General features: G+C 40.3%; 19 protein-coding genes. 4 read left to right on the top strand and 15 right to left on the bottom strand.

The window, feature by feature from the left end:
* Positions 1–24 precede the first annotated feature (24 nt).
* The 8 genes from ACE1CI_RS01945 to ACE1CI_RS01910 form a co-directional block, all read right to left on the bottom strand.
* On the bottom strand, positions 25–1,467 hold the full coding sequence (locus ACE1CI_RS01945; RefSeq protein ID WP_413268127.1) for a bifunctional orotidine-5'-phosphate decarboxylase/orotate phosphoribosyltransferase: 1,443 nt from the start codon (positions 1,465–1,467) through the stop codon (positions 25–27).
* 39 nt (positions 1,468–1,506) lie between these two features.
* Positions 1,507–1,917 (bottom strand): response regulator, encoded by a 411-nt coding sequence (locus ACE1CI_RS01940; RefSeq protein WP_413268126.1) that lies wholly within the window; start codon positions 1,915–1,917, stop codon positions 1,507–1,509.
* A 265-nt stretch (positions 1,918–2,182) separates the two neighbouring features.
* On the bottom strand, positions 2,183–2,563 hold the full coding sequence (locus tag ACE1CI_RS01935; RefSeq protein WP_413268125.1) for a response regulator: 381 nt from the start codon (positions 2,561–2,563) through the stop codon (positions 2,183–2,185).
* Positions 2,564–2,589: 26 nt separating this feature from the next.
* On the bottom strand, positions 2,590–6,186 hold the full coding sequence (locus ACE1CI_RS01930) for a PAS domain S-box protein (protein ID WP_413268124.1): 3,597 nt from the start codon (positions 6,184–6,186) through the stop codon (positions 2,590–2,592).
* A gap of 329 nt (positions 6,187–6,515) precedes the next feature.
* On the bottom strand, positions 6,516–8,414 hold the full coding sequence (locus ACE1CI_RS01925) for a response regulator (RefSeq protein ID WP_413268123.1): 1,899 nt from the start codon (positions 8,412–8,414) through the stop codon (positions 6,516–6,518).
* Between the two features lie 616 nt (positions 8,415–9,030).
* Positions 9,031–9,411, bottom strand: coding sequence for a response regulator (locus ACE1CI_RS01920; RefSeq protein WP_459564168.1), 381 nt, complete (start codon positions 9,409–9,411; stop codon positions 9,031–9,033).
* Positions 9,401–13,876 (bottom strand): PAS domain S-box protein, encoded by a 4,476-nt coding sequence (locus tag ACE1CI_RS01915; protein ID WP_413268121.1) that lies wholly within the window; start codon positions 13,874–13,876, stop codon positions 9,401–9,403. The genes ACE1CI_RS01920 and ACE1CI_RS01915 overlap by 11 nt, the downstream gene beginning before the upstream one ends.
* A gap of 25 nt (positions 13,877–13,901) precedes the next feature.
* Complete coding sequence (locus ACE1CI_RS01910; RefSeq protein ID WP_413268120.1) at positions 13,902–16,322, bottom strand: response regulator; 2,421 nt, start codon at positions 16,320–16,322, stop codon at positions 13,902–13,904.
* Between the two features lie 443 nt (positions 16,323–16,765).
* On the opposite strand from ACE1CI_RS01910, the gene ACE1CI_RS01905 reads away from it, so the two are divergent.
* Positions 16,766–16,951 carry a hypothetical protein gene (locus ACE1CI_RS01905; RefSeq protein WP_413268119.1) on the top strand — a complete coding sequence of 62 codons (186 nt, stop codon included), beginning with the start codon at positions 16,766–16,768 and terminating at the stop codon, positions 16,949–16,951.
* A 73-nt stretch (positions 16,952–17,024) separates the two neighbouring features.
* On the opposite strand, the gene ACE1CI_RS01900 is transcribed toward ACE1CI_RS01905, so the two are convergent.
* Positions 17,025–17,147 carry a hypothetical protein gene (locus ACE1CI_RS01900; RefSeq protein ID WP_413268118.1) on the bottom strand — a complete coding sequence of 41 codons (123 nt, stop codon included), beginning with the start codon at positions 17,145–17,147 and terminating at the stop codon, positions 17,025–17,027.
* Between the two features lie 444 nt (positions 17,148–17,591).
* On the opposite strand from ACE1CI_RS01900, the gene aroF reads away from it, so the two are divergent.
* Positions 17,592–18,446 (top strand): 3-deoxy-7-phosphoheptulonate synthase, encoded by an 855-nt coding sequence (aroF, locus tag ACE1CI_RS01895; RefSeq protein ID WP_413268117.1) that lies wholly within the window; start codon positions 17,592–17,594, stop codon positions 18,444–18,446.
* A gap of 83 nt (positions 18,447–18,529) precedes the next feature.
* On the opposite strand, the gene ACE1CI_RS01890 is transcribed toward aroF, so the two are convergent.
* The 4 genes from ACE1CI_RS01890 to ACE1CI_RS01875 all read right to left on the bottom strand — a co-directional run bounded on the left by ACE1CI_RS01890 (position 18,530) and on the right by ACE1CI_RS01875 (position 21,194).
* Complete coding sequence (locus tag ACE1CI_RS01890; protein WP_413268116.1) at positions 18,530–19,213, bottom strand: Uma2 family endonuclease; 684 nt, start codon at positions 19,211–19,213, stop codon at positions 18,530–18,532.
* 166 nt (positions 19,214–19,379) lie between these two features.
* Positions 19,380–19,961: an NADPH-dependent FMN reductase gene (locus ACE1CI_RS01885; protein ID WP_413268115.1), complete on the bottom strand. Its 582-nt coding sequence runs from the start codon at positions 19,959–19,961 to the stop codon at positions 19,380–19,382.
* A 74-nt stretch (positions 19,962–20,035) separates the two neighbouring features.
* Positions 20,036–20,416, bottom strand: a complete 381-nt coding sequence (locus tag ACE1CI_RS01880) for a hypothetical protein (protein ID WP_413268114.1) — start codon at positions 20,414–20,416, stop codon at positions 20,036–20,038.
* 79 nt (positions 20,417–20,495) lie between these two features.
* The gene (locus ACE1CI_RS01875; RefSeq protein ID WP_413268113.1) at positions 20,496–21,194 is read right to left on the bottom strand and encodes a pirin family protein; all 699 of its coding nucleotides are present in this window, start codon (positions 21,192–21,194) and stop codon (positions 20,496–20,498) included.
* A 109-nt stretch (positions 21,195–21,303) separates the two neighbouring features.
* On the opposite strand from ACE1CI_RS01875, the gene ACE1CI_RS01870 reads away from it, so the two are divergent.
* The gene (locus ACE1CI_RS01870) at positions 21,304–21,633 is read left to right on the top strand and encodes a winged helix-turn-helix transcriptional regulator (protein WP_413268112.1); all 330 of its coding nucleotides are present in this window, start codon (positions 21,304–21,306) and stop codon (positions 21,631–21,633) included.
* A 252-nt stretch (positions 21,634–21,885) separates the two neighbouring features.
* Here ACE1CI_RS01870 and ACE1CI_RS01865 read toward each other — a convergent pair whose 3' ends face one another.
* Positions 21,886–22,221, bottom strand: a complete 336-nt coding sequence (locus tag ACE1CI_RS01865; RefSeq protein WP_413268111.1) for a hypothetical protein — start codon at positions 22,219–22,221, stop codon at positions 21,886–21,888.
* A 158-nt stretch (positions 22,222–22,379) separates the two neighbouring features.
* On the opposite strand from ACE1CI_RS01865, the gene ACE1CI_RS01860 reads away from it, so the two are divergent.
* A complete protein-coding gene (locus ACE1CI_RS01860; protein ID WP_413268110.1) occupies positions 22,380–25,526 on the top strand; it encodes a CHAT domain-containing protein in 3,147 nt (1,048 codons plus the stop codon).
* Here ACE1CI_RS01860 and ACE1CI_RS01855 read toward each other — a convergent pair.
* Entirely contained in the window at positions 25,472–25,744 is a 273-nt protein-coding gene (locus ACE1CI_RS01855; RefSeq protein WP_413268109.1) for a DUF433 domain-containing protein, read from the bottom strand. The two genes, ACE1CI_RS01860 and ACE1CI_RS01855, sit on opposite strands and share 55 nt — an antisense overlap.
* Positions 25,745–26,036 lie beyond the last annotated feature (292 nt).

The raw sequence follows: 26,036 nt of genomic DNA, 5'->3' as shown, positions 1-26,036 counted from the left end.
TCTTCAAGAAGTCGGGGATCTAGATCAGATTAAAAGTTTAAATTGTGACTCATCAATCCTACCAGATTGCAGTAAAGTTTCAGCAATTTCGGAAATAGTTAAAACAGCATGACCCCGATAACCATTTTCCCTTAATCTATCCTTTACGCCTTTTTCATGGTCGATAAACACGACAATATCTTCCACTTTTAAACCAGACACTTGCAATTTTTCCGCGCCTTGCATGACACTTTTGCCAGAAATCAAAATGTCATCCACCACCACAACTTTTTCCCCTGGTTGATAATACCCTTCAATTACTCTTTGAGTTCCATGTGCTTTCACCTCTTTTCGCGGATAAATCATGGGACGATGTAACCTCAAAGATAACCCGGTTGCTGTGGGTAAAGAACCATAAGGAATTCCCGCTATTCTGTCAAATTCCAAAGTTTCCAAAATTTCTGAATATGCGCTTAAAATTTGATGGAAAATTTGCGGTTTAGAAATGATGATTCGCAAATCAATGTAATAGGGAAAAACCGCGCCAGAAGCTTGCACATGATCGCCAAAAATAATGCAACCAATGTCATAAAGTTGCAAAATTAAATCTTGGTGGGGATGAGAAAGAGAAGGTAAAACATCAGGAAGCCAGAGATTACAAGCGGGGCTTGTTTGCACAATGCGTTGACGTTCCTGATTCACTAAATCTCGTAATTCTCTCACAGATTTACGAGTACTTTCTCCAGTTCCCTCGATAATTTCTGGCGGTACTGGTATTAGCAACCCCTCTCCTTGGGCATCTAAACCAGCTGCTAAAATACTCGACAAGTCAACATTTTCGGTTACACCTTCTTGTAACAAAATTAATCGTTCCGGCGCAGCTTGGCGAATATTAGCTAAAATATCCAACTTCGCCACACCTGCTTTTAATCCTAATTGTTCGGGAGTTCCCCAATTTTTTGCTTCTTGTACCAAATGTAAATAAAAAGGACGATCGCGATCGGGAAATTCTTGCAATGCTGCGGCACTGGCATTAGCATGAACGCATTGGATAAACACGGCTTTATCGGGATAGACCAAAAATGGTGCAACGTGATCTAGTCCCGCTAAAGGAGTTAAGGTGACAGCATCTACTTGCCATTGTTCAAACACCATTCTGGCAAAGACTGTGCTGGTATGAATATCGCTGTGTTTCGCGTCCAAAATTACGGGAATTTCTGGGGGAATTTTCGTCAAAGTGCGTTTTAGCAGTTCTAATCCCAGCGTGCCTAATGCTCGGTAAAATCCTAATATCGGTTTATAAGCACAAACTAAATCGGCGGTTTGTTCGATAATATAATCCAACCTTTCCCACAGCTGCCCTAACAAGCGGTCATGATCCTGACCATTTTGCCCAATTACTACTTCGTCCAAGTCTGGATCGAGGGCTACGTAAAGTAAACTCTGGTTACGTTCGATCGCATACAGCAACTTATCAAAAAATTGCATTGGTTAACCTTTCTCAGATGGTGAATCTATTAAATATTATTATTGTTCCATTTCCCAGCCGAGAAAGTCTGCAATCTGTTCAGTTAATTTAAAAGGGTCAAAGGGTTTAGAGATAATGCCATTAATACTCAGTTCTGAAAGCATTTTCGGATCGGCTGGGTTGATTTTTGCAGTCAGGAGAACTACTGGGATCGATCGCCCTTCTGGTCGAGTTCGCAACTCTCTTAAGAAGGTAAGCCCATCCATTCCCGGCATCATTACATCTAAAACGATCGCATTAGGTCGATCTACCATAACTTTAGCTAAACCCTCTTGACCCGATGCAGCGGTGACGACATCCCAACCTGCAATATCCTCCAAACATCCTTGAACAACCGCCCGCACATCGGGTTCATCGTCAACAATTAAAACTCGTTTTGTTGCCATAGCTAAAATAGCTTCTTTAAACATATCGGAAATCCTGTTTATTTTATGACTATTTCTATGTACAGAAGTAGTCTTGGTAGTTGAGCTTGCTTGTATCTTTCCGCTTGTAGTCTCTCTAAATCTCCGTCCGATCGTTTCTAATTTTGTTATTTAAATAACAATTTGGTTCTTTTTCCAAGAATTGTGTGTTTTTGTTTCTAAATTTTGGTAATTGATTACACCATGAAAATAGAGCCATTTTCCTTAACTTTAAAATGAAATTTTGAAGATATTATGAAGTTATAAAATTTTAATCTTTCCAACCAAAAACCCTGGAAACCCGATCTACTAACGTCATTGGATCGAACGGCTTGATTATTAGACCGACAATGCCTAAACTGGCAAACTCTTTTTGTTCATCTGGTAAGACTTTAGCCGTTAACAAAGCAACAGGAATGGTTTTAGTGTAGGCGTTTTCCTGAAGTTGTTGTAATGCTTCTATCCCTCCGATTCCTGGCATGGTTACATCCATTAAAATGCCATCTAATTGTTCTTTTTCAGCGATTTCCAAGCATTGTTCGCCGGAATTTGCTAAGATAACTTTCCATCCAGCAATATCTTCTAAACATCCTTGGATAACTGCTCGAATATCGGCTTCATCATCAACAACTAAAACTCGTCTAGAGGGCATAATAATTAGGTTAATTGAATTAAAAATTAACTAGATAAAGGAAGAGTAAAATAAAAAGTGCTGCCTTCGTTTAACACACTTTCTACCCAAATCTTACTTCCGTGCTGTTCAATAATATTACGACAAATAGCCAGCCCTAAGCCAGTGCCACCTCTTTCACGAGAATCAGAGGCATCGACTTGTTGAAATTGTCCAAAGATGGTTTCTCGCTTATCTTCTGGAATACCTCGACCTTGGTCTTGCACCCAGAACAGCGCAGAGGATGGGAGTTGTTTTTGAGTTGCTAAATCTTCAGGAATCACTTTGGCGCTAATGGTAATAATTGAATTTTGCGGAGAAAATTTAATTGCGTTACTAAGAAGATTGGTTAGTGTTTGGACGATCGCATCACCATCCGCCCAAACGTCTACAACCGAAGGAATTATAGACAGAGTAATTTGGCTTTCTTCGGCTTGACCTTGCATCACATCAACTGATTGCTGGATTAACTCAGCAGCAGTTAACTGTTGTAAGTTAAAGTTTGTTTGTCCTGATTCCAAGCGTCGCAAATCGAGAATGTCGTTAACTAGACGCACCAGACGATCGCTTTGTCTAGCAGCAATGGCAATCATTTCCTTCATCTTTTCCGGTTTTCGATCGTACACCCCACCAGCAATTAAACCCAGAGAACCGCGAATTGAGGTTAAAGGCGTTCTCAGTTCATGACTGACTACCGAAATAAATTCTTTTTTCATTTGGTCAATTTTACGTCTTTCGGTAATATCTTCCACAGTCCCGACGAACAGAATCACCGTTCCATCACTTGACTTAATTGGTACGGTTCGCACTTGGGTATAACAAACTTTTCCTTGACGATCTTGATAGCGCAGTTCGTTAAATACACCTTCGTTACCTGTAGCAACTAAATCTGACCAATATTGAAACACCCATTGGCGATCGTCAGGATGAATAAATTCTTTCCAACGATCCCCCAAAGTTTCCTCGCTTGATGCACCGACGATCTGCTGATAGAGGGGATTGGTATAGACACATTTACCTGCAATGTCGCAGAGGAAAATGCCGATCGGAGAGAACTCACTCAACAAGCGGAATGTTTCTTCACTTTGACGCAAGGCTTTTTCGATAAGTTTGCGATCGCTAATATCAAACAAGCTCGATCGACTCATGATAAAGTTTCCTGCTCGATCTCGAACTGCGGTAGCGTTTAAGCTTACCCAGCGAGTTGTTCCATCTTTGTTGAAGATCTCAAACTCTAAATTATCGATCTCACCGTGTTGCTTAAACTTGGGAAAGTTTTGGTAAAAAATTTCTCTACTCCCAGGAGTGATTAAATCGGAATATTTCTTTTTGTACAGAACCTCTTCACGGGTATAACCCAACCAGTTCAACTCCGTATCATTAATTCGCACAATGAATCCATCAACATCCAAAGAGTGATAACCACAGGGCGCGTTATTGTAAAGATCTGCTAGTTCTGCCGATCGTTGAGTTACCCGTGCTTCCAGTTCGGCATTTAGTTGTTGTAAAGCAAGTTGAGTTTGTTTGCGTTCGGTAATATCTCGACAAACACAGAATCGGAGAATCTCTTTTTGCCATTGGACGACACTATAACTGATTTCTACATCGTAAATTGAGCCATCTTTCCGGCGGTGGCGAGTCTCGAATACTCCATTTTTTAACTTAATGCTGTCATCGAGTAATTGCTGAAGTTCTTCGCGAGTTAAAAGAGCATCCCAGTCAGTAACATTTAGCTTTGCAGTTTCTTCTGGTGTGTAGCCCAGCATCTGGGCAAATCGAGGATTGGCATCTATGACATTTCCTTGCCGATCTAAAGTGACGATGCCATCGAATGAGGTATGGAATAATGTTTGAATCCGAAGTGCGGCTCTTGCTAAATCTTGTTCGGCTTGTTTGCGTTCTGTAATGTCTTCACAAACGGTATTGATGCCAATAATTCGATCGCCATCTCTTAAAGGCAAAAAACTTTCTAACCAAATTCGTTGTACCCCTGGTTGCGCTGGAGTTTCCCCAGTGATTTCTATATTTAACAGCGGTTCTCCCGTTTCCAAAATCGGGCGCAACAGTCGTTGAGCAATATCAGCCAAATCCGGTAGTAACTCATGGATTTTCCGACCGATATGTGCCTCAATAGAAAACCCATTGATTTCTGCCAGTCGTTGATTAATTCGCACAAAGCGAAGTTCAGTATCCAAAACATTTAACCCAATGGGAGCAGACTGATAGATAGTTTCGATTTCAGTTAATTGGCGCTGAATTTGGTTTTGACTTTCCTGTATGGCGAGTTCAGCTTGCTTGCGTTCTGCCAGTTCCGTTTGCACTTTTTCCAAAAGTTCGGATTGCTGAAGCGCTATACTCACTTGAGCGGCTAACTGCCGCAAAAGGTTGATTTCTATATCTTGCCACTGGCGAGGCCCTTGACAGTGATGGGCTGCGAGTAATCCCCACAATTTATTATCTTTGGTAACGGGAACAACCAAATTTGCCCTGACTTGTAATTGGGCGAGAAATTCAACATGACAGGGACTAATGCCCGAATTATAGATATCCGATTTGGCTGTAACTAAACCATCGATAAAGGGTTGAACGTAATCTTCGCCAATGCAAGGGTCGTAAATCTGGAGTGGTAAAAGCGGCATCCATTCATCTGCTACCGACTCGACTATAATCGTTCCACCCCAACTAGGGGTAAATTGAAAAATCGTTACCCGATCGGTTTTCAGATATTCCCGCACTTCATCCACTGTCGTTTGCAGGATTTCTTGTAAATTGAGCGAATTCCGTATGCGTCGGGTCATTTCTAACACCAATCGCTGTTGCTCAAATTGCTGTTCCAGCTGTAGAGACGTTGCTTGCAACGTCTCTACAGCTTTTTTTCGGGCATCGATCGCCATAATCGTTCCCGACATCCGCACAGGTTGTCCCTGTTCGTTATAAAAACCTTTTCCCCGTCCTTCTACCCAGTGAATGCTGCCATCCCCCCAAATAACTCGGAACTCATGCTGATAGGGAAGGCGATTTTTTAAGGATTCGTCAAGCGCCCGATTTACTCCTTCTCGATCTTCAGGATGGAGACAAGCAGCAAAGGTTTCATATCTGCCATCAAAACTACCAGGCGCAACACCAAATAACCGTTGATGTTCCTCCGACCAGGTAATTTTCCCGGTTAGCAAGTCCCAGTCCCACATCCCCATTTGTGCCGCACTCAAGGCTGTTCTTAGGCGATCGGCAGTCTCTTGGCGTAATATCCGGTTGAGTTGTTGAACTTTGCGTTTGCTATTTTTTAAATTATTACTGAGAAAATGGATCAGCAGCGCAATGAGTGTAAAGATAACTAAGCGCACCAGATCGTCGGTAGTGAATATCGATAATTGGTAGATTGGGGGAATCAGGAAGTAGTCGATCGCCAGTACTGACAGAACAACGGACAGCATACCGGGATAAAAACCGCCATACCAGGTAGTGACAATTATGGCGATTAAGAACAACGGGCTACTTGTCCGGGTCATTAACGGCTCTAACCAGTGCGTCAGCAACAAAGCGACTCCTGTAGTGTCGATCGCCACTACATAAGGGAATAATCGCCGATAAATTCTGGAATCCATTCGGCTTCCTTTAGCGCTGCTACATTTAATTTAGTGCAAGAAGGCAAAAAGTAAAGAAAGCTTAGATAAAGCTTTTTCAGCTTTTCTAACTGGTGTATTATTTCTCGCACGCTACGCTTTATACCAGTAATTTCGTTACGCTAATTATATCAAAGCCGGATGAACATAGACATCTTCAAAAAACATGGTAGAGACGTTGTATACAACGTCTCTACCATCTATGTAACGCATCTTTTATTTCTGGAGATGTTTAATAGACATCTCCAAAAACTCTTGTGGGGTAGGCATCCTGCCTGCCTTTGAGATTCTTTGTTGGAGAGGTCTAATGATTAACCTCGATTGAGACGGTATAAAATTTGCGTTGCTAATTCGGTTCCGGGTATCCCTTTATTAATATAAGCATCGGCTCCAGCGGAGTATGCTTTGGCGATCGCTTCTGCTTCTACGTGCGCTGACAAAAATAGGACTTTGAGATGATGCCATTCTGGATCTGCACGCACCACCTGACAGAGTTCAATGCCATTAATTTCGGGCATTTCTAAATCGAGAATTAGCACGTCGGGATTACAGCTAGTTAGCACTTGCCAAAACTCTTGCGGATGAGCAGAAGTTGTTACCTGCATTCCATAAGATGACAATAAAATTGATAACAACTTCAGAAAACCTGGGTCATCGTCCACAATTAAAACGCGATTACTACCAACTTCTTGAGGTTTCTGCTTTAACACATTGGTAACAGTTTTGAGAATTTCGTAAGCTGGCAAAGGTTTGTGAAGAAATACGTTTGCTCCCAACCGAGCAGCGGCTACACGATCGCTCAACTCTTCCCTTGCAGTAACAACAATTACAGGAATTTTTGGCGATCGACCTTGAATTTCCTGCATCAAACTTAATCCATCTTCTGCACCTGGAAAGCTGAGATCGAGCAACAATACACTCGGCGGACTCTGATCGATCATCTGACGAGCAACGTTGAGATCTGTCGCAATTTCTATTTGAAGATGCCAAGCGAATGCTTCTATTCTTAGGCGATCGGCTAATTCCAAGTCATCATCTACAATCAAAATTCGGGCAGATGAAATAGCTGGGCGTTGATTTTGTTGAATTGGTCGGGTTTTGGGAGGTGAAATTGTTTGTGCTTGTTCAACTGTCTGCTGCAACAAACCAACTAATTTAAACGCCTCTTGAATTTGCAACATTCCTAAAGGATTCTCTTTGAGGAAAAGTTCAATTTGTTTCGCTTGTTGCGCCGCTTCCATTAACCCAAACATTCCCAGCGAACCAACTAATTTATGAGCTAAACTAATCGCCTCTTGCTGTTGTTCCCGCGAAAAATCACCAGTTTTGAGGATATTTATTAATTCTGCCAAAAGTCTAACTTGTTCGACATATTTAGTTTTAAACTGATTCCATACTTTTAATGTCACTGCTTGCGCTTTTTGCTGATTCTCAGATTCGTTAGTTTGAGAGTCAGATGGCACGTATGTTTGAATTGTAGGGGAAATGGGGGTGTCAACTTGGGGAGAACGTAGCCGATATCCTAATCCATAAACAGTTTCAATGGGATCGCTTGCCCCAGCTGCTTTGAGTTTTTGCCGAAGACATTTAATATGAGTATTAACTGTTTCTTCGCCTGGTGCGTCGGCAAAATTCCACAGGCAATCAAGAATAGCACGACGGCTATAAATACGTTTAGGATTAAGCAGAAACAGTTCTAATAAGCAATATTCTTTAGCAGTAAGATGTATCAGTTTGCCCTCGCAAGTTACCTCGCCGCGTGTTGAATTGAGTTGAATATTTTCATAAGTTGCGATCGTTGGTAATGCCTTAACCTTGCGAAGAACTGCGCGGACTCTGGCAAGTAATATCTTTAAATTAAATGGTTTGGTTATATAATCATCTGCTCCAGCATCCAACCCCGCAAGTTGAGCTTCTGTACTATCTTTCCCAGTTAATAACAAGATGGAATTCTTATATCCCTCACTCCGCAGTTTTTTACAAAGACTAATACCATCCAATTTCGGCAAGTCAATATCTAGCAAAATCAAATCATATTCTTGAGCTTGTGCCAATTTTAGTCCTGTTTCTCCATCAGTAGCACGATCGACAATCCAATACTGAGCCACCAGAGTTTCTTCTAAGACATCTGCTGTTGCTCGATCGTCTTCTATGAGTAATACTTTCATGGTTTCTGCCTTAGCGAAAAGTTTAGTTAAAAAGCTCATCATTATATCTTTACTTTTACTTGAAGCTTTAAGAGCAATGCCGTCAAAAAAAACAAAGTGTCTCAAATCAACAGGGAAACAGGAGTAAAAGGTTTATCTGTTAATCATTGCAGGATACTGTTCTAGAATGCCTAAAGTACTTGATAAGTTAACTAACAGTGATTTACTGCGGAGTTGTGGAAAATTAGGCATTTCCTGTCAGCAGTTGCGACAAAACCAGTATATTTGGTTACTACGAATATGTCGGAGCATGGTGTGAGAGCAAAAAGGACAATTTGACATAATAACCTCAATTGGCTAAATCTTTTGATAAATGGCGGTTAAACATTTTTTTTCTGCAATGATTTAACTTTATGGTCGAAAAATGAAGAACTGGTGAAGTTGTCAAAGTTTACATCATGACTAAGTACTCTACCCCTTCCCCCTTCCCCTTGTCCCCAGGGCTAATTCATGTTCGGAGGAGAAAATAATTTGCTTAGGATTGAGATATAACTTGCGATGGCTCACATTGGAAGAATCATCAAGCATCTCTTTCCCCCCATCTCCCCATCCCCCCATCTATTAAATTGCTTTGGCGACAATGAAGTAGCCCTGCCCTTGTCCCCAATCCCCTTTTGTGCTAGTCTTGCCACTGTAATAGCGATCGCATTTGTTCCACTAAATCCGTTGCTCTAAAAGGTTTAGTAATTACACCTGCTATTTGTAATTCTGTAAACTGTTTTTGTTCGCTTGGTTGGGCTTTGGCAGTTAGCAAAATAACTGGTATTTTTTGAATATTCGGATTTTCTTTGATTTTTCCCAGTGTGGTAATTCCATCCATTCCTGGCATCATTACATCTAGTAAAATTGCGTCTGGTTGTTCAGCTTGAGCAATGTCTATACCTTCCATTCCCGAAGCGGCAATTAGTACATTCCAACCTGCCACTGCTTCTAAGGAAATTTGCACGATTTTGCGAATTCCTAAATCATCATCAATAATCAAAACTCGTTTAGTTACCACCACAATTTTCCTCCCCTATTGGCAACGTGAAATAAAATGTGCTGCCTTCACCTAAAATACTTTCTACCCAAATTTCTCCGCCATGTTGCTGAACAATACTGCGACAAATAGCTAAACCTAAACCAGTTCCGCCTTTTTCACGGGAATCTGAGGCATCAATTTGATGAAATCGCTCAAAGATGGTTTCTAGTTTATCAGCAGGAATTCCTCTACCTTGGTCTTTGATGCTAAATTTAAGTTGATTTTGCATTATTTCTATTTTCAACCAAACTGTACTTCCATTGGCAGAGAATTTAATGGCATTACTTAATAGGTTAATCAAGACTTGCAGGAGACGATCGCAATCTGCATAAATTGGGCAACTTTCAATGGTTGTACTTAATTTGATGCCGCTTTGATTTGCCAATTCTTGCATTTGGTCGATCGCTTTTTTTACTACTTGTGCAGTATTACAGCAGCTTTTTTCTAGGCGAATTTTCCCAGATTCTAGTCGCTCTAAGTCGAGAATATCATTGACTAAACGCACCAAACGCTCGACTCCTTCGGCAGCAATTTGAATTACGCTTTGTCCAGTTTCGGAACTTGGATCGACAATGTTTTCTGAGAGTAAGTTAAGGGCAGCTTGCATAGAAGTAAGAGGGGTGCGAAGTTCGTGACTGACTATTGAGACAAATTCACCTTTCATCCGTTCTAGTTTATAGCGTTCGGTAATATCTTCTCCGATGCTGATTGAGCCGATCGCATTACCTTGTACATCATGCAACAAAGTGTTGCTCCAGGCAATGATTCGCTCCTCACCTGTCAGCGTCACAATGGGATTGACAAAATAACTATGAGCGTTCACACCTTGAATAATTTCTTGAAAGCTTCTGCCAAGTTCTAATTTTCGCGTGCTTGGCACAAAGTTATCGAACCAGGATTTTCCCACAACTTCTGTTTCGCTATATCCTGTGAGTTTCAAAAAGAAGGGATTTACATATTCTACTAATCCTTGTCGATCTAAGCCAATTACTATTAGTTGTACATTATCTAGGAGCGATCGCCAACGACGATTTTTTTCTCTTAAGTCGGCTTCTGTTTGTTTGCGATCGCTGATATCATTGGAGATTACAATTGCTGCGGAAATTTCTCCATCTTGCCAAATTGGAGCAAGGCGCGTTTCATACCAAGTTAAATTTCCTTGGGTATCTTTGTAGCCTAAAACTTCAAAGGTAGTTGGCTCACCTGAGAGGAAAACTCGCTCAACTGCGGCTATTTGAACTGGCTGATATTCAGGAATAACATAGTCATAAAAACTCTGACCAATAACAGTTTTTATGGAAAATTCAGGTAAAACTCTATTAATAAAAATGATTCTCGCCTCTCGATCGATCATGAGGACAAAACTAGGAGCATTTTCTACTAAACTGCGCCATCTGGCTTCGCTTTCTCTTAAGGCGGTTTCTATGCGTTTGCGATCGTTAATTTCCTGTAGTAATTCTTGGTTTGCTTGAGATAATTCTGCGGTTCTTTGTGCGACTCTTTGTTCTAGTTCAGCAGTCAATTCAAAGAGTTCTAATTCTATTAGTTTGCGATCGGTAATATCTAGGGTTACGCCAATCATGCGATAGGGTGTACCATCATCTTGATAATATGCTTGTCCTCTTGCCATTAACCAATGAATACTTCCATCTGACCAACTACAGCGGTATTCTGCTTCATAAGGAATATGTTGTTCTAAAGCTTTTCGCATCAATGCTTGCTGCATGGCGCGATCGTGCGGGTGAATCAATTTTTCAACTAATTGACGATAGGTAATTTCATCTTTTGGAAAAACTCCGAAATTGGCTTTATATTGATCGGAAGAAATTAATTCCTGAGTGAACAAATTCAATTCCCAAGAACCTGCTTTGGCTGCTTCTAATGATAACTGCAAACGTTGTTGACTTTCTTGTAATTGTAATTTGGCTTGTTGGCGATCGCGCAAAGCAGCTTGCTGTTCGGTAATATCTAAAGCCGTACTAATGACTAACCTTCTCCCATCGGCAAGTTCTCCTAACCATGCTGAAGAAAAATTCCAAATGCGAGTTTCTGATGTTTTGGTTTTAATAGTATATTCGCCTTGGGAAACGCGATTTTTTGAGTGGAAAAGTTGTTGAATATCTGCCTGGAATTGATGCCGCTGTTGGCGATCGGCTTTATTTATCCAAGCCATCATTGTCGGAATTTCTGCCAAAGTATAGCCAGTAATTTCTGTCCAAACTTCATTAATTAACAACACTTCTCCATCTTCAGCATGAAGCATAATCGGTATGGGAGCGTTTAAAATTGCATTACGAAAGTGAGCTTCGCTTGCTTGCAATGCAACTTCTGCTTCGCGACGTTCTTTGAGTTCTGTTTGTAGTTGGGTAACTAGTATTGCTTGCTGAATTCCAATGCCAACTTGAGTTGCTAATTGAGATAAAAAATCAATTTCTGTGGCTTTCCAATGTCTAGGGGCTGTACAATTATGAGCTATTAATAAACCCCAAAGATTTTCTCCTGACAAAATGGGAACTACTAGATTTGCTCGAACTTGAAAACCAGATAAAAAATCGACATGACATTGATTGAGATCGGTAGCGGTGTAAATATCTTCGATCGCCCGAATTCGCCCTTGTTGATAAGGTTTTACCCAATTTTTTCGGAAACAATCATCTTTGATTTCCCATCCCAACATCGAAAAGCTACGATCGACAACTGATTCAACAACAACTATGCCACTAAAATCAGGTTTAAAGCGATAAATAATTACACGATCGCACCCAAAAATGCGTCGAACTTCATTAACTGTAGCTGTCAGAATTTGATTTAAATCTAAGAATTGACGAATATGCAGGGCTGTTATAGAAACTAATTGTTGTTGTTCCTGTTGTTTGGGTTGTTCTTGGCTTAATTGAATTCTTTCTAAAACACTTTTAATAGTTTTATGTAATTTGGTAGCGGTGAGGTGAGTTTTCTTGAGATAATCTTGGGCACCACTTTTCAAAAGTTCTACTATAATTCTGGTGCGATCGCTCTCAGTAATGACAATTACGGGAAGCGAATTTCTCTTAATCAGTTTGCCCAATTGAATTAAAAATTCTTGTGCAGTCATATCAGGTAACAGTTCATCAACCAAAATTAAATCTGGCATCATCTGTTGACACTGCTTTAATGCTGCTTGTGGGCTAGTAAATTCTAAAATTGTATAGTTGTATTCTTTATCTTGACTGAGATATTTTTGATAAAGAGTGCGATCGCTTTGTTGAGTTACCAGTAACAAAATAGTACAAGAAAGCTTGGCATTGAGAACTTTGGGTATATTTAGCGATCGATTAATCTGTTGAGTAAAACCTGCTAATAGACGTTCTTGCTCGATTTGTTCTGCTAATTGTGCGCCTGTTTCTTTAATTTGGCGTTGCAGTTCGCGGTTACAAGTTTGCAAAAGCAAAATATTCTCGTTTTGCAGGCGATCGACTTCTTGGCGCAATATTTGAATTACAGAATATGCCTCAGCTGGATTCATTGCTTGCAAAATACTGCGCTGAGTTAAAATCCCCAATAAACTACCTTTTTCATCACATACAACTAACCGCCGAATTCGATGGCGATTCATTAATTGATATGCTTGTAATAGCGAATCTTCTGGGGAAATTGGCAACAACGGCGTACTCATCACCATTGCTGCTTGAGTTTGGTAAAAGTCCAATTCTAAAGTATGAAATCTGACAATATCCCGTTCGGTGATAATTCCACGAGGTAAAATTATTCCAGTTTTATCTGTTTCAGCAATTACCACACAACTAATTTTTTCTTGCGCCATTAATCGCACTATTTGAAATAAGCTACAATCGGGAGGCGCATAAGTTACTTGTCGTACTAACACTTCTTTGACTCGGCGCAAGCGCAGCAAATCGCTTGGTTGAAGTGACTCGCGCAGACTTTTCATCGTAATTAATCCGAACATCATGCCAGATTTATCTAATACTGGGAGATGCCGAATTTTTTGCTCTTGCATTAAGTTAAATACAGTGACAGCATCTTGTAATTCTGTTAAAGAAATAGCAATTAATTGCCGAGTCATGACTTCAGCAATGGTTAATCGATCCAGGGAAATTCGTTCAGAAATCAGCTTTACTAAATCCCGTTCCGTGAAAATTCCTACTACTAATCCTCGATCGATAACTAACACGCTGCTAGAGTGTGCTTGCTCCATTTGCTGAATAACAATTGGAATTGTTGTATCGGGAGTAACAACCAGTGGATGACGGTTAATTGCTTGATAAACTGCTCCTAATTCAGGAGATAGAGCTATTCTACAACCTTCTGGTATATCGGCTGTTTCAGATATTTTTGATATGCAGATTGGTGCAGTCTTTTTCTCTTGCTTGAGGGCGACGACTTCGGCGCGTAGTTGCTCCAATTCAGCAATTAATTGATTTTTGGTTTTGTGGCGATCGCTCATTTTTAATTTAAAATCTACAATTCCTTTAACTTTCAGTGGCTAAAACTCGATTTCTCCCTTGGTTTTTAGCTTGATAAAGTCTTTGATCTGCGACTCGATAAAGTGTTTGCAAGTCTTCTCCATCTTCTATAAATTGAGCAATTCCCGCACTAAATGTTACTTGAAATTCACTGCCATTTCTAGCGCTAAATTTAATTTTTCGGAACGAATCTAGCATTTCCTCCAATCGTTTGACTCCATTTTGTTTAGAAATTCCGTACATCCCCACCACAAACTCTTCTCCTCCCCAACGCCCTAAAACATCTTCCATACGGAACGATTGATTAAGTAATTGCCCAAAATAGTTGAGAACGCGATCGCCCATTTCATGTCCATACCGATCGTTTACTAACTTAAATTGATCTAAGTCTAATACAGCTAAACAAAAAGGTTGTTGCTGACGAACAGCTAAACGCAATAATCGGGTAATATCCAGCATAGACTTGCTGCGGTTACTCACTCCCGTTAGTAAGTCTAATTCACCCTGACGGCGAATTTTTCCTTGTTCTAATCTTTTTTTAACCCGAATTAGCAGTTCTGCGGGCGCAAAAGGTTTGTATAAAAAGTCATCTGCTCCCGCCTCAAAACCCTTTAATATAGTTTTAGAATCAGTATGAGCCGATAAAAACAGAATCGGCAAATTGTGCCATTGAGGATCGTTACGGATAATTTGGCAAAGGTCAAAACCACTTAATTCCGAGGTAGAAGAAATTCCATTATTTATGGAACAGTCATGCAATTCTACATCGAGAATCAACAAATCGGGAGCAGTTTGTTCTAAAACTTCCCAAAATAGTTGAGCCTTGTCCAATAGTATTAAATGATAACCTTCTGGTTCTAAAACCTTTTCTAGTAGTTTCAGAATTTGCGGATCGTCATCAACAATTAACACTTTGGATAAAGTTTGATGGGACTGTTGCAAAGTTTGGCTAATTGCTGCTAGTACTTGAGAAGGCGCGATCGGCTTTTGTAAAAAACCCTTACTTCCTAATCTAGCAGCTTGGACGCGATCGCTCATGTTATCTCTAGCTGTAAATACCAAAACCGCAATCTCTGGATACTCTCTGTGCAATTGAGCCAAAAATTCTAAACCACCTTCGCCAATTTCCCCAAAGCTTAAATCCAACAATACCACATCAGGTTGTTGCTTTAAAATTAACTGTTTAGCTTGCTGCAAATTAGTTGCTACTTCCGCCTGAATACCCCAAGCAACCGCTTCTTTAGCCAAATGTTCCGCTAATACTAAATCATCATCAACTATCAGCAAGGTAGAGGAATCAGAATCAAAATAAACAACTTTATTTTCTGAGATTTTCTGAGCTTTTTCTAGCTTTTGATCTCCTGTGATTATCCAGCGTAAATTTTCAAATAATTGGTTTAAAATTTTAGCTTCTGACTGTTCCTGAACTGAATCATACTTGAGAATTTGCTGGATTTGGCGCGAGATGTGGGAAGCTTCTTCTAAGCCAAAACTACCTAAAGAGCCAATTAAAGTATGTGCTTCTCGTTCCGCTTGATGTTGTAGTTCTCTTGTCAAATCACCCCTATTTAATGCAGTGATTGCTTGTTCGATAATGGTAAGGCGATCGACATAAGATTGCCGACACTCCTGCCAAATTTCCCAAAGATCTGAGGAAGGAAGTATCAAGGAAGAAGCCGCAGGAGTAGCAGTATTTAAAGATAAAGATTTCTGCTGATTACCATTTTCTTGATTTGGTCGCCGCAGTCGATATCCCAGCTTATAAATTGTTTCAATCATATCTTTAACTCCGGCTTGTTTTAACTTCTGCCGCAGTCCTTTAATTTGCGCCCTGACAGCATTTTCCGTTGGCGTTTCATGCTCTGCCCAAAGTTGTTCGCTCAATCTACTTTGACTAAATATTTGTTCAGGATAACGCAAAAACAACTCTAACAATTGATATTCTTTTAAAGTCAGCGAAATCGGGTTTCCGGCAAATGTCACCTCACAGTTTTTGGGATGCAGCTGCAAATCTCCCCACTCTAATTTAGACGATCGCTGCACCTGAGTTCTGCGCCCCAATGCTCGAATTCGTGCTAATAATTCGTCTAAATTAATCGGTTTTACCAGATAATCATCTGCTCCCGCATCTAGACCCATAACTTTATTCGTTACAGTATCTACTGCGGTCATTAACAACACCGGAGTTTCTTGATTGGGAAGATGAATAGCATAATGTCCTCCCGTCCGTAACTGCTGGCAAAAAGATATACCATCAAGTTTAGGCAACATCACATCTAGTAAAATCACGTCATACTGGAACACCTCAGCTAACTCCCATCCCTGTTGACCATCAATAGCAGTATCAACTTGATACTGCTGCCAATTCAACGTTGTTTGTAGCAAGTTCGCCAAGCTTCGATCGTCTTCTACTAAAAGAATCTTCACAAATTTATTTACTCCAATTTGTCTGCTTGATTCAGTAGGCAAACGCTTGTTTTGTTAAAGTTTTCTGCTTTAATTCGGTATTTACGCAAGTGGGAAAGCACATAGTATAAGAATGCACCAGGCTTCCTGCTTACTGAATAAGGCTTTTAAATGATTCAACGCTAACAAAAAGATGTAAGAAATTTATGTGGTTTTTGTGAAAATCAATAATAATTAGTCAAAATCGCCAAACCGTTGTAATTACGTACTTTTTATTTTTTGCCAGGAACCGACTAGGTAAAATTACAGCTATTAAACTTTTGTATAAGAATGTTACAAATTCACAAATATTTCACGAATTTTTTAGACCCTGAAACCGTTATCAAATTTTTTTATTGCCCGATCGTTCAGGAAGCTCCATTCCAACTCATCAGTTGCTTTAATCTCTTAGGTGAAAAACTACTATGAATAACTGCCCTTGCTGCTCCCATCAAATGCTCCGCCACATCCGACACCATCAAATTTATTGGTTCTGTCGCCACTGCTGGCAAGAAATGCCCCTTCTAGAACGAAAAGTCCCCAGTTTAATTCCAACTTTGGGTAAAGATTTGCTGATTGCTTCTTTAAAACCTTCTTTAGTCAGTGCTTAAATTTGTGCAATTTTAGGGTTCTTCTACTGAAAATGAGAATTATGAGTCAGAAGATTGAGCATCTGTGTCGCTACTATTGTTTACCGAAAAATCCGGCATCCAGGCGCAAGATTACTCGAAATTGCGAAACAAAACTAAAGCGGCGACCCAGAAATGTTTGGTTAACGTTAGAGCGATCGTAAATTATTCCCCTCACATCCGGCTATTCCCGGAAATAAAACCAATTTCAGCCAAAATGAATAAATCCCGAATTTGAGCTTGACGCTGACAGCTATCTCTGCTAACTTTGAATTTAAGTAGATATAGTCAATCTCAAGCATTCTATCTAAAAAGCAAACAAAATGTTAACCAAGTCTTATTACTTTTATTTTTGGTATCCAGCGGTTCACCGAGAGTGATCCAAGAACGCTTGGAACCAAATCGGTGAACCGCAGATAACAAAATCTGCGGTTTTTTGTTTATTTCAGGACAACAACAATGACTACATCACTTTTCAGTTGGTATTACGGATTTTATTTTTGGCCCAGAAACAGTTCCGGGTAAATATGTCCTGTGTGCCAACCTGACAACCACCCCCGGAACATGAAAAAAGGTTCCGGGTTTTTTATTAACCACACTTTTTCACCAAGGAGAAAAACCAATGTTCAACGCAACCCTAGCATCCCAAACCGAACTCAACCAACAAACGATCGTCAAACTAACAGACGATGTGCGAATAGGCGGCAAAGACTTAGTAATTATCGGTGGACCCTGTGCAGTCGAAAGTTTAGCCCAAATGGAACAAGTCGCCAATCATTTAGTTAACTCAGTGCAAGCATTAAGAGGTGGAGTTTACAAACCTAGAACTTCCCCCTACTCCTTCCAAGGTTTAGGTGAGGAAGGACTAAAAATATTCACACAAATTCGAGAGCGTTATAATTTACCAGTCGTCACCGAAGTAATGTCAATCAGTCAAATAGAAACCGTCGCCGCTTATGCCGATATGCTGCAAATTGGCAGCCGAAATATGCAAAACTTTGACTTATTAAAAGCATTAGGACAAGCAGGTAAACCAATCTTACTCAAACGAGGTTTAGCCGCAACTATTGAAGAGTTTATCAATGCTGCCGAATACATTTTAAGTCACGGAAACCCCGATGTAGTACTTTGCGAAAGAGGGATTCGCAGCTTCGACAACTATACAAGAAACGTCTTAGATTTAGGAGCAGTAGCCGCACTCAAACAATTAACGCACTTGCCCGTAATTGTAGACCCATCGCACGCCGTAGGAAAGCGGGAATTAGTGGCACCTTTGGCGAAAGCTGCGATCGCTTGTGGTGCAGACGGATTAATCATAGAATGTCATCCAGAACCAGAAAAATCCGTTTCCGATGCCCGTCAAGCCCTTTCCTTAGAAGACATGGTGCAACTAGTAAAAAGTATAAGACCTGTAGCTGAAGCGATCGGCAAAAGAATCCCAACCTCAAAAAACCAACCACAACTTTTAGCAGCATAGAAATAGGATAGGCAAAGTCTATCCTATTTTTATTTCGTAGGGTGCGTTAGCGACAGCGTAACGCACCATCACCTCTGAATAATTTATGCTGTTTTCAAATTAACAATTTGTTGAGCAAACCAAGCAGCCGCACTACCATTTGTTCCCTCTTTCAACCGCCCCAAAGTTTGCGCTAACAAAGAAATAGGCAACCCTTCTAACGCCAAAGAAGAATCACATTCCTGATACTTACCATTTGTATCCAACTGAAACGCAAAAACCCTTAAACATTGAACATCAATCACCCAATATTCAGGAATTCCCATATCAGCATAAAGCCTTTTTTTCTCATCCAAATCAGTTGCCAGAGTTGTATCAGAAACCTCGCCAATTAAATTAGGTACTCGCCACCGATTCAAATCAATTCGACGCGGTTCACCTTCTTGCCAACGGGGATAATCATCACCCAAATAAAGCACTAAATCTGGCGCACCCGCTTGTTTTGGCGCTTTTTCTAACAAACAACCGCCTAGCAAGCTGTATATTTGTTCTGGTTTTGTGAAGAACCAGAAACCGAATATCAATGTGAACAGTTCGTTGATAGTAGCGTGATTAATTCCTTCCCAACCCATATCAATTACCAAAATATAGTTTTCATGGAAAAATAGCCGCATTCTATTATTAGTTCGATCGTCCCGATAAACTAAATAGTCTTCCCAAGTAGCGGGTTGCCAATGATGCAGAATTTTTGCATTTTTTTCGCTGACTGTGGTAATTGATGCAGTCATGGTACTAATATTGAGATAACTTTAGTAAATTATAGCTAATTTAAAATATAAGTTTGTTGTAAACGCTTCAGCGTTTTAGCACTGAAGTGCTTACAACAAACCTGAATATAAGTTCGTTGTAAACGCTTCAGCGTTTTAGCACTGAAGTGCTTACAACGAACCTGGATTATGCTTTTAATTTTGCGACTACATTCGCAACATTTTTACCGAGTTGTTCCACTGATTCTTGTTGTTTTGGATCTACCAAACTCCCATCAGCATTAAAAGCTTCATAAGCTTTGGAAACAGCGACTTGATCGGGGAGGACAATTACTTTGATGTTACCTAAGATCGATCGCACAGTAACCAACCCCCGCAAACCCCCCAAAGCACCCGGAGAAGCACTCATAATCGCTGCCACCTTATCAACATAAGCCGCTAAAGGTGGCTCATTTTCCCCAGGACGCGAAGCCCAGTCGATCGCATTTTTCAAAACCGGAGTAATCGAACTATTGTACTCAGGACAAGCAATTAAAAGCCCATCATGAGCTATCATTAACTCCTTGAATTTAAGCACAGTTTCCGGTGTTCCCTCATCCCGTTCTAAATCTTCATCAAACAGCGGCATCGGAAAATCACGCAAATCGATATAAGTCACCTGGGCACCCGCTGCACGCGCACCATTAGCAGCAACTTGGACAAGTTTTTTATTATAAGAATCCTTGCGAGTGCTACCTGCAAATGCCAAAATTTTGGGCGTATAAGCCATAAATCCTGTTCCGTTGTGATGAGTTTGTCAGCGAACAATTTTTAATTGCTCAGAGCAATTATACTATAATCAAATCATCGCTTTTGGCGAGAATTTTGGATAATTTGCTGTAAATCTTGTACCAGTTGAGGATTCTGCTGCAATAGCTGTATTAGCTGCTGATTTTGTTTTCCTACCTGTTGTACAAGTTGCGGATTACTTTGAATTTGGTCGAGCAACTGCGGGTTTGATTCCACCAATTGTTGCACTAACATTTTGACTAACTCTGGATTTTCGAGTAATAACTGTTGGGCTTGTTGAGTTAAAGCGGGATTTTGTTGAATCAGTTGTTGTACTTGTTGTAAATCAGAAGTTTGAGCAATTAAATCAGCATTAGCGAAATTTCCCAGACTCAGAAAACCCCAAAAACTTCCCGCTAAAACAGTAGTTAAACCTAACTTAGTAAGTTGCATCATTTTTGTTAATCCAGCGAAAATTAGTGGACTGATGTACGTTGTTGCGCTTTAGCGCTAAAGCGCAACAACGTACCTAATTTTAAGCTAGATCAAACAGCAAAAATTCAGCAGAATTTGTTGCCTCAATAGCCACACGATTTTCTTCACTGATAGCCGCACCATCGCCAGCTTTTAAAGCCAAATCATTGAGCATAATTTGCCCTTTAATTACTTGTACCCAAACATGGCGTTCTGGCTCCAGAGTGTGAACCACTTGTTGCCCTGGCTCAAGTAAACTAGCGTAGAGATCCACATTTTGGTGAATCGTAACAGAACCATCTCTACCATCGCCAGAAGCAACTAAGCGCAGTTGACCACGCTTTTCTTCATCAGCAAACATTTTTTGTTCATAACCTGGCTTTAATCCTTTTTCATTAGGCAAAATCCAGATTTGTAAAAAATGCACAGGCTCAGATTTAGAATGATTGTACTCGCTGTGAGCAATTCCAGTTCCCGCACTCATTCTTTGCACTTCACCGGGACGAATTACCGAACTAGTACCGATCGTATCTTTGTGTTCTAATGCACCTTCAACCACATAAGAAACAATTTCCATATCCTTGTGAGGATGTGTACCAAAACCCATTCCAGGTGCAACTCGGTCTTGATTTATCACTCGTAAATGACGAAATCCCATAAAATTAGGGTCATAGTAAGAAGCGAAAGAAAATGAGTGATAACTATCAAGCCAACCGTGATTTGCGTGTCCTCTTTCTTCTGCTGGGCGGATGATAATCATAGTAATTTCCTGTTACTTACTGCGTTTTATTTCTATATCTACTTTAGAGCCTATAACGCTAAAATGAAAAGTATGCACTTTAAAGTAAGATAGTTCCCAAAAAGTTACTATGGAAAGTTTTGATACTTCAGAAAGGTTATCTTGTTCGGTAGAAATAACCTTAAAAGTGATAGGCGGACGTTGGAAAGTATTGATTTTACGAGAACTTTTTCTTGGTATCAAAAGATTCGGAGAACTACACCGAGCTTTGCATGGAATTACACAGAAAATGTTGACGCAGCAGTTAAGAGAATTAGAGCAAGATGGGATTATTAATCGCCATGTTTATTTGCAAGTTCCGCCGAAAGTCGAGTATTCGCTGACAGAATTAGGGGAAACTTTAAAGCCAATTCTTGATGCAATGCACGATTGGGGATTAAAGTATTTAGAAAACAGATAAACGTAGGGTGCGTTAGTGCAACGTAACGCACCATTACCACGAATGAACATTTTCCCCATCAACCCGAAAGAGCCCGCACCATTCTCGCTTAATGATAGTTAATTAACGATCGCAATCCTATTTAAGTTATTAACTCTTCCTTCTCTTTCCTCTGCGTTCAGGAGCATCTGGAGTGGTAGAAGAAATATAATCTTTACAAATAATCAGGAGTTACACAGGAGAGATGGTGCGTTAGTGATAACGTAACGCACCCTACGTATAAGAGAAGCTACCAGCTTTGAGCATAATCACTAAATGTTCGATTTGCTCGTACTCATCTAATTCCAGACGTTCTTGTGTAGTTAATTCACCCGCTTTACTGCGTTCTAGAAGAACACGCAGACGTGATTGCATTTCCGGTGTGGGACTAAAAGCGGTAATTTGTTCAGGTGTGGGATTGCTGGCAAGAAAGTTGAGAATATAACGATAGATGTGGGCTGATAATGGTGGCTGTTGCAAACTGAGGGTAAGCAGTTCTGGGAGTCTATCTCCTAGTTGTGCTAATTGTTCGGAAAGTTCATCAGGTATTTCTAGGATAATTCGAGCCACTGGGTAGCACCTTCCTTGGTGAGTTTTTTTCCCTAATTGTATCTACAGGGTGAGCGAGAAAACATGAGAAACAAATTTTCTGCATAAGTCTGAAAATGTGAGACATATATGTTTAGGGAACGGTCATCTTAGTTGCTGAAGGATAATTATCAACTACCATGAAACTGCAAAGAATTGGACTGACGGCGCTTTTCACTCTGCTGACAACTCTGAGTTTTGGGGATTTTCCAGTTATTTCAAATTCCCAATCTAAAAGTTTAAATGGATTAGCTTTGGCGCAAACACCAGAAGCGCGGAAAGCAGAAGCCGATCGATTATTGCAGCAAGGGAATCAGCAGTTAAATAGCAATCAATTTGAAGCTGCATTACAGCCTTTACAACAAGCACTTGCTGTCTATAAAGAAATCGGCGATCGCCAGAGAGAAGGAACAGCATTGTTATTAATAGGGACTGTTTACACTAATTTAAAAAATTTTCCCCTTGCTATCGAATATTTAAAGCAGAGTTTGCAGATCGCACGTTTAACTAATAACCCTAATCTAGAGATGTCAGCTAAGCAAATTCTATCACTAGTTCAGATATTTGAAGCAGAGCGACTGTTGCAGCAAGGGATTCAGCAATTAAATACCAATCAATTTGAAGCAGCATTACAGTCTTTACAACAAGCACTTGCTATTAGTCAGGAAATAGGATATCGCTTGGGGCAAGGGAAAGCATTGTTATTAATAGGGGGTATTTACATTCAGTTAAACAATTTTCCCCGTGCTATTGAATCTTTAGAGCAGAGTTTGCAGATCGCACGCGCAATCAATAACCCAGAGATAGAAAAAGTAGTTCAGGAAGCTCTATCTTTTGCTCGAAGTGAGAGTAACCCTCGGATAGTTGAAGCATACCGACTTTTACAGCAAGGGATTCAACATTTGAATATCGGTCAAATTGAAACAGCATTACAGTCTTTCCAACAAGCATTAATCATATTCCAAGAAATTAAAAACCGAGAAGGTGAGGGAGCAGCACTAAGACATCTGGGAGTTGCTTACAGGAAACTGGGTAACTACCTAAGAGCGATCGAGTACTCAAAGCAGAGTTTGGCGATCGCAAGAGAAATGAAAGACCGAAAAGGTGAGGGAGCAGCACTGGGAAATCTGGGAAATTCTTACTTTGCTCTGGGCGACTACCTAAGAGCGATCGAGTACTCAAAGCAGAGTTTGGTGATCGCAAGAGAAATGAAAGACCGAAAAATTGAGGGACCAGCACTGGTAAATCTGGGACTTACTTACCTTATCTTAGGCGACTACCCACAAGCAATCAATTACACTGAGCAAATATTGGTGATCGCACGAGAGATTAAAGACCGAGAAGGTGAAGGAGCAGCATTGGGAAATCTCGGACTTACTTACCTTATCTTAGGCGACTACCCACAAGCGATCAATTACACTGAACAAAAATTGGCGATCACACGAGAGATTAAAGACCGAGAAGGTGAAGGAATAGCACTGGGAAATTTGGGAAGTGCTTACCTTAAATTAGGCGACTACCCAAGAGCGATCAAGTACTTTGAGCAATGGTTAGGAATTGCCAGGGAAATTAAAGACAGACGAAATGAAGGAGTAGCATTGGGAAATCTAGGAGCTACTTACCTTGCTCTAACTGACTACTCACGAGCCATCAAGTACTCTGAGCAATGGTTAGCCATTACCAGGGAAATTAAAGACCCACAAAATGAGGGAAACGCTCTGGGAAATCTGGGATTTGCTTACTTGCTCCTGAGTGACTACCCACAGGCGGTCAATTACTTTCAGCAGGTTTTGGCGATTAACAGGGAAATTAAGGATCGACAAAATGAGGGAAAAACACTGACAAATCTGGGAGAAGTTTTATTTAAGTCTGGCAATCTCGCAGCAGCAGAGACAACTTTAACCAACGCTATTGAAGTATACGAATCTCTCAGAGGTGGGTTAAAAGACTCGGAAAAAATCTCAATTTTTGAAACCCAGTCTAGTCCCTACCGCACTTTACAACAAGTCTTAGTTGCTCAGAATAAAACTGACACTGCGCTAGAAATTTCCGAACGGGGGAGAGCGAGAGCTTTTGTCGAGTTATTAACACAAAGGTTATCTCCTAATTCTCAAAAAACATCACCCGAAACTAATCTCAAGCCAAAAATTGCTCAAATTCAACAAATTGCCAAAGCCCAAAATGCCACTTTAGTACAGTATTCAATTACTTATGATAATTTTCAAATTCAAGGTAAACAACAATCAAAAGAATCAGAACTCTACATTTGGGTAATCAAACCCACAGGAGAAATCATCTTCCGTAAAGCTGACCTGAAACCTTTATGGCAACAAAAAAATACTACTCTTCGCAACTTAGTCATCAACAGTCGAGAATCAATTGGTGCCAGAGGTCGGGCAACTGTGGAAATCGTATTACAGCCAACTGCTGACCAAAGTGAACGTTTACAACAATTACATGAAATACTCATTGAACCAATTTCCGATCTTCTCCCAACCGATCCCAACTCCCGTGTAATTTTTGTTCCTCAATCCTCCTTATTTCTAGTTCCCTTCCCCGCTTTAAAAGACAAATCGGGTAAATATTTAATTGAAAAACATACAATTTTAACTGCGCCTTCCATTCAAGTTTTAGAACTAACTCGCCAACAAAAACAAAAAAGTAGAACCACAGGAGAAGCGTTAGTTGTGGGAAATCCAATTATGCCCACTGTATCCTTAGATCCTGGTAAACCTCCGCAACAGTTAATTCCTTTACCGGGTGCCGAAAGGGAAGCAATAGCTATTGCTCCTTTACTGAAAACTCAAGCAATTACAGGTAGTTTGGGAACCAAAGCTAATGTTGTGCAAAGAATGTCAACGGCGCGAATTATTCATTTAGCAACTCATGGTTTATTAGACGATTTTCGCGGTTTGGGAAGTGCGATCGCTTTCACTCCTTCCGGCAATGATAATGGATTACTAACTGCTGAAGAAATCCTCGATTTAAAATTATCTGCCGACTTAGTTGTTTTGAGTGCTTGCGACACTGGAAGAGGGAGAATTACAGGTGATGGTGTAGTAGGTTTATCTCGCGCTTTAATTTCCGCAGGTGTACCCAGTGTAATCGTTTCCCTTTGGGCAGTTCCCGACGCACCAACGGCGCAATTAATGACAGCATTTTATCAAAATCTGCAAACTAATCCCGATAAAGCTCAAGCTTTAAGACAAGCAATGTTAACAATGATGAAAACCTATCCTAATCCGAAAGATTGGGCAGCTTTTACTTTAATTGGGGAAGCCGAGTAATGCACAGCAATTAGACGACGTTCTCTGTCAGCAGCAAATTCCAAACACGCTCTGATATCTTCTTCCGTCAACTCAGGAAAATCATCTAAAATTTCTGCATGAGACATCCCAGCTGCTAACCAGCCTAAAACATCATAAACTGTAATTCGCATTCCTCTAATGCAGGGTTTTCCACCACGCTTGCCTGGTTCAATAGTAATGATGTTGCGGTAGCTCATACAAACTTAACTTTTAAACTTAAATTTCCTACTTAAGTTTAGTCTCTCTTATCTTCCCTGCTTAGATCTTGCATTAGTATCAATACCCGCCTGCCTTATCAATTCGCTTTTCTTATAGCGAAACTCCTCTGAAGAGGACTAAATATCTACAATCAAAAGCCAGGACTTACGCAGTGAAGCTAAATGTAGTAACACTTTTCTTGAATGCCGTAGGCTATACGCACTCTACTTGTAGAGGTTTTGCATAAGTCCTAAAAGGCTTTTAGTCCACTTGAGTGGACTTGAGCTATTA

This window comes from Floridaenema flaviceps BLCC-F50 (assembly GCF_041929275.2).
GTDB lineage: Bacteria > Cyanobacteriota > Cyanobacteriia > Cyanobacteriales > Aerosakkonemataceae > Floridanema > Floridanema flaviceps.
The sequence above is the reverse complement of the archived record's forward strand: the minus strand, read 5'-3'. Positions and strand labels throughout refer to the sequence as shown.

Coding starts and splice junctions, on each gene's coding strand:
- ACE1CI_RS01880 (WP_413268114.1), bottom strand. CDS start 20,416: ATGATGCAACTTACTAAGTTAGGTTTAACTACTGTTTTAGCGGGAAGT.
- ACE1CI_RS01915 (WP_413268121.1), bottom strand. CDS start 13,876: ATGAGCGATCGCCACAAAACCAAAAATCAATTAATTGCTGAATTGGAG.
- aroF (WP_413268117.1), top strand. CDS start 17,592: ATGTTCAACGCAACCCTAGCATCCCAAACCGAACTCAACCAACAAACG.
- ACE1CI_RS01855 (WP_413268109.1), bottom strand. CDS start 25,744: ATGAGCTACCGCAACATCATTACTATTGAACCAGGCAAGCGTGGTGGA.
- ACE1CI_RS01860 (WP_413268110.1), top strand. CDS start 22,380: ATGAAACTGCAAAGAATTGGACTGACGGCGCTTTTCACTCTGCTGACA.
- ACE1CI_RS01925 (WP_413268123.1), bottom strand. CDS start 8,414: ATGATGAGCTTTTTAACTAAACTTTTCGCTAAGGCAGAAACCATGAAA.
- ACE1CI_RS01930 (WP_413268124.1), bottom strand. CDS start 6,186: ATGGATTCCAGAATTTATCGGCGATTATTCCCTTATGTAGTGGCGATC.
- ACE1CI_RS01885 (WP_413268115.1), bottom strand. CDS start 19,961: ATGGCTTATACGCCCAAAATTTTGGCATTTGCAGGTAGCACTCGCAAG.
- ACE1CI_RS01945 (WP_413268127.1), bottom strand. CDS start 1,467: ATGCAATTTTTTGATAAGTTGCTGTATGCGATCGAACGTAACCAGAGT.
- ACE1CI_RS01940 (WP_413268126.1), bottom strand. CDS start 1,917: ATGTTTAAAGAAGCTATTTTAGCTATGGCAACAAAACGAGTTTTAATT.
- ACE1CI_RS01890 (WP_413268116.1), bottom strand. CDS start 19,213: ATGACTGCATCAATTACCACAGTCAGCGAAAAAAATGCAAAAATTCTG.
- ACE1CI_RS01870 (WP_413268112.1), top strand. CDS start 21,304: ATGGAAAGTTTTGATACTTCAGAAAGGTTATCTTGTTCGGTAGAAATA.
- ACE1CI_RS01905 (WP_413268119.1), top strand. CDS start 16,766: ATGAATAACTGCCCTTGCTGCTCCCATCAAATGCTCCGCCACATCCGA.
- ACE1CI_RS01875 (WP_413268113.1), bottom strand. CDS start 21,194: ATGATTATCATCCGCCCAGCAGAAGAAAGAGGACACGCAAATCACGGT.
- ACE1CI_RS01935 (WP_413268125.1), bottom strand. CDS start 2,563: ATGCCCTCTAGACGAGTTTTAGTTGTTGATGATGAAGCCGATATTCGA.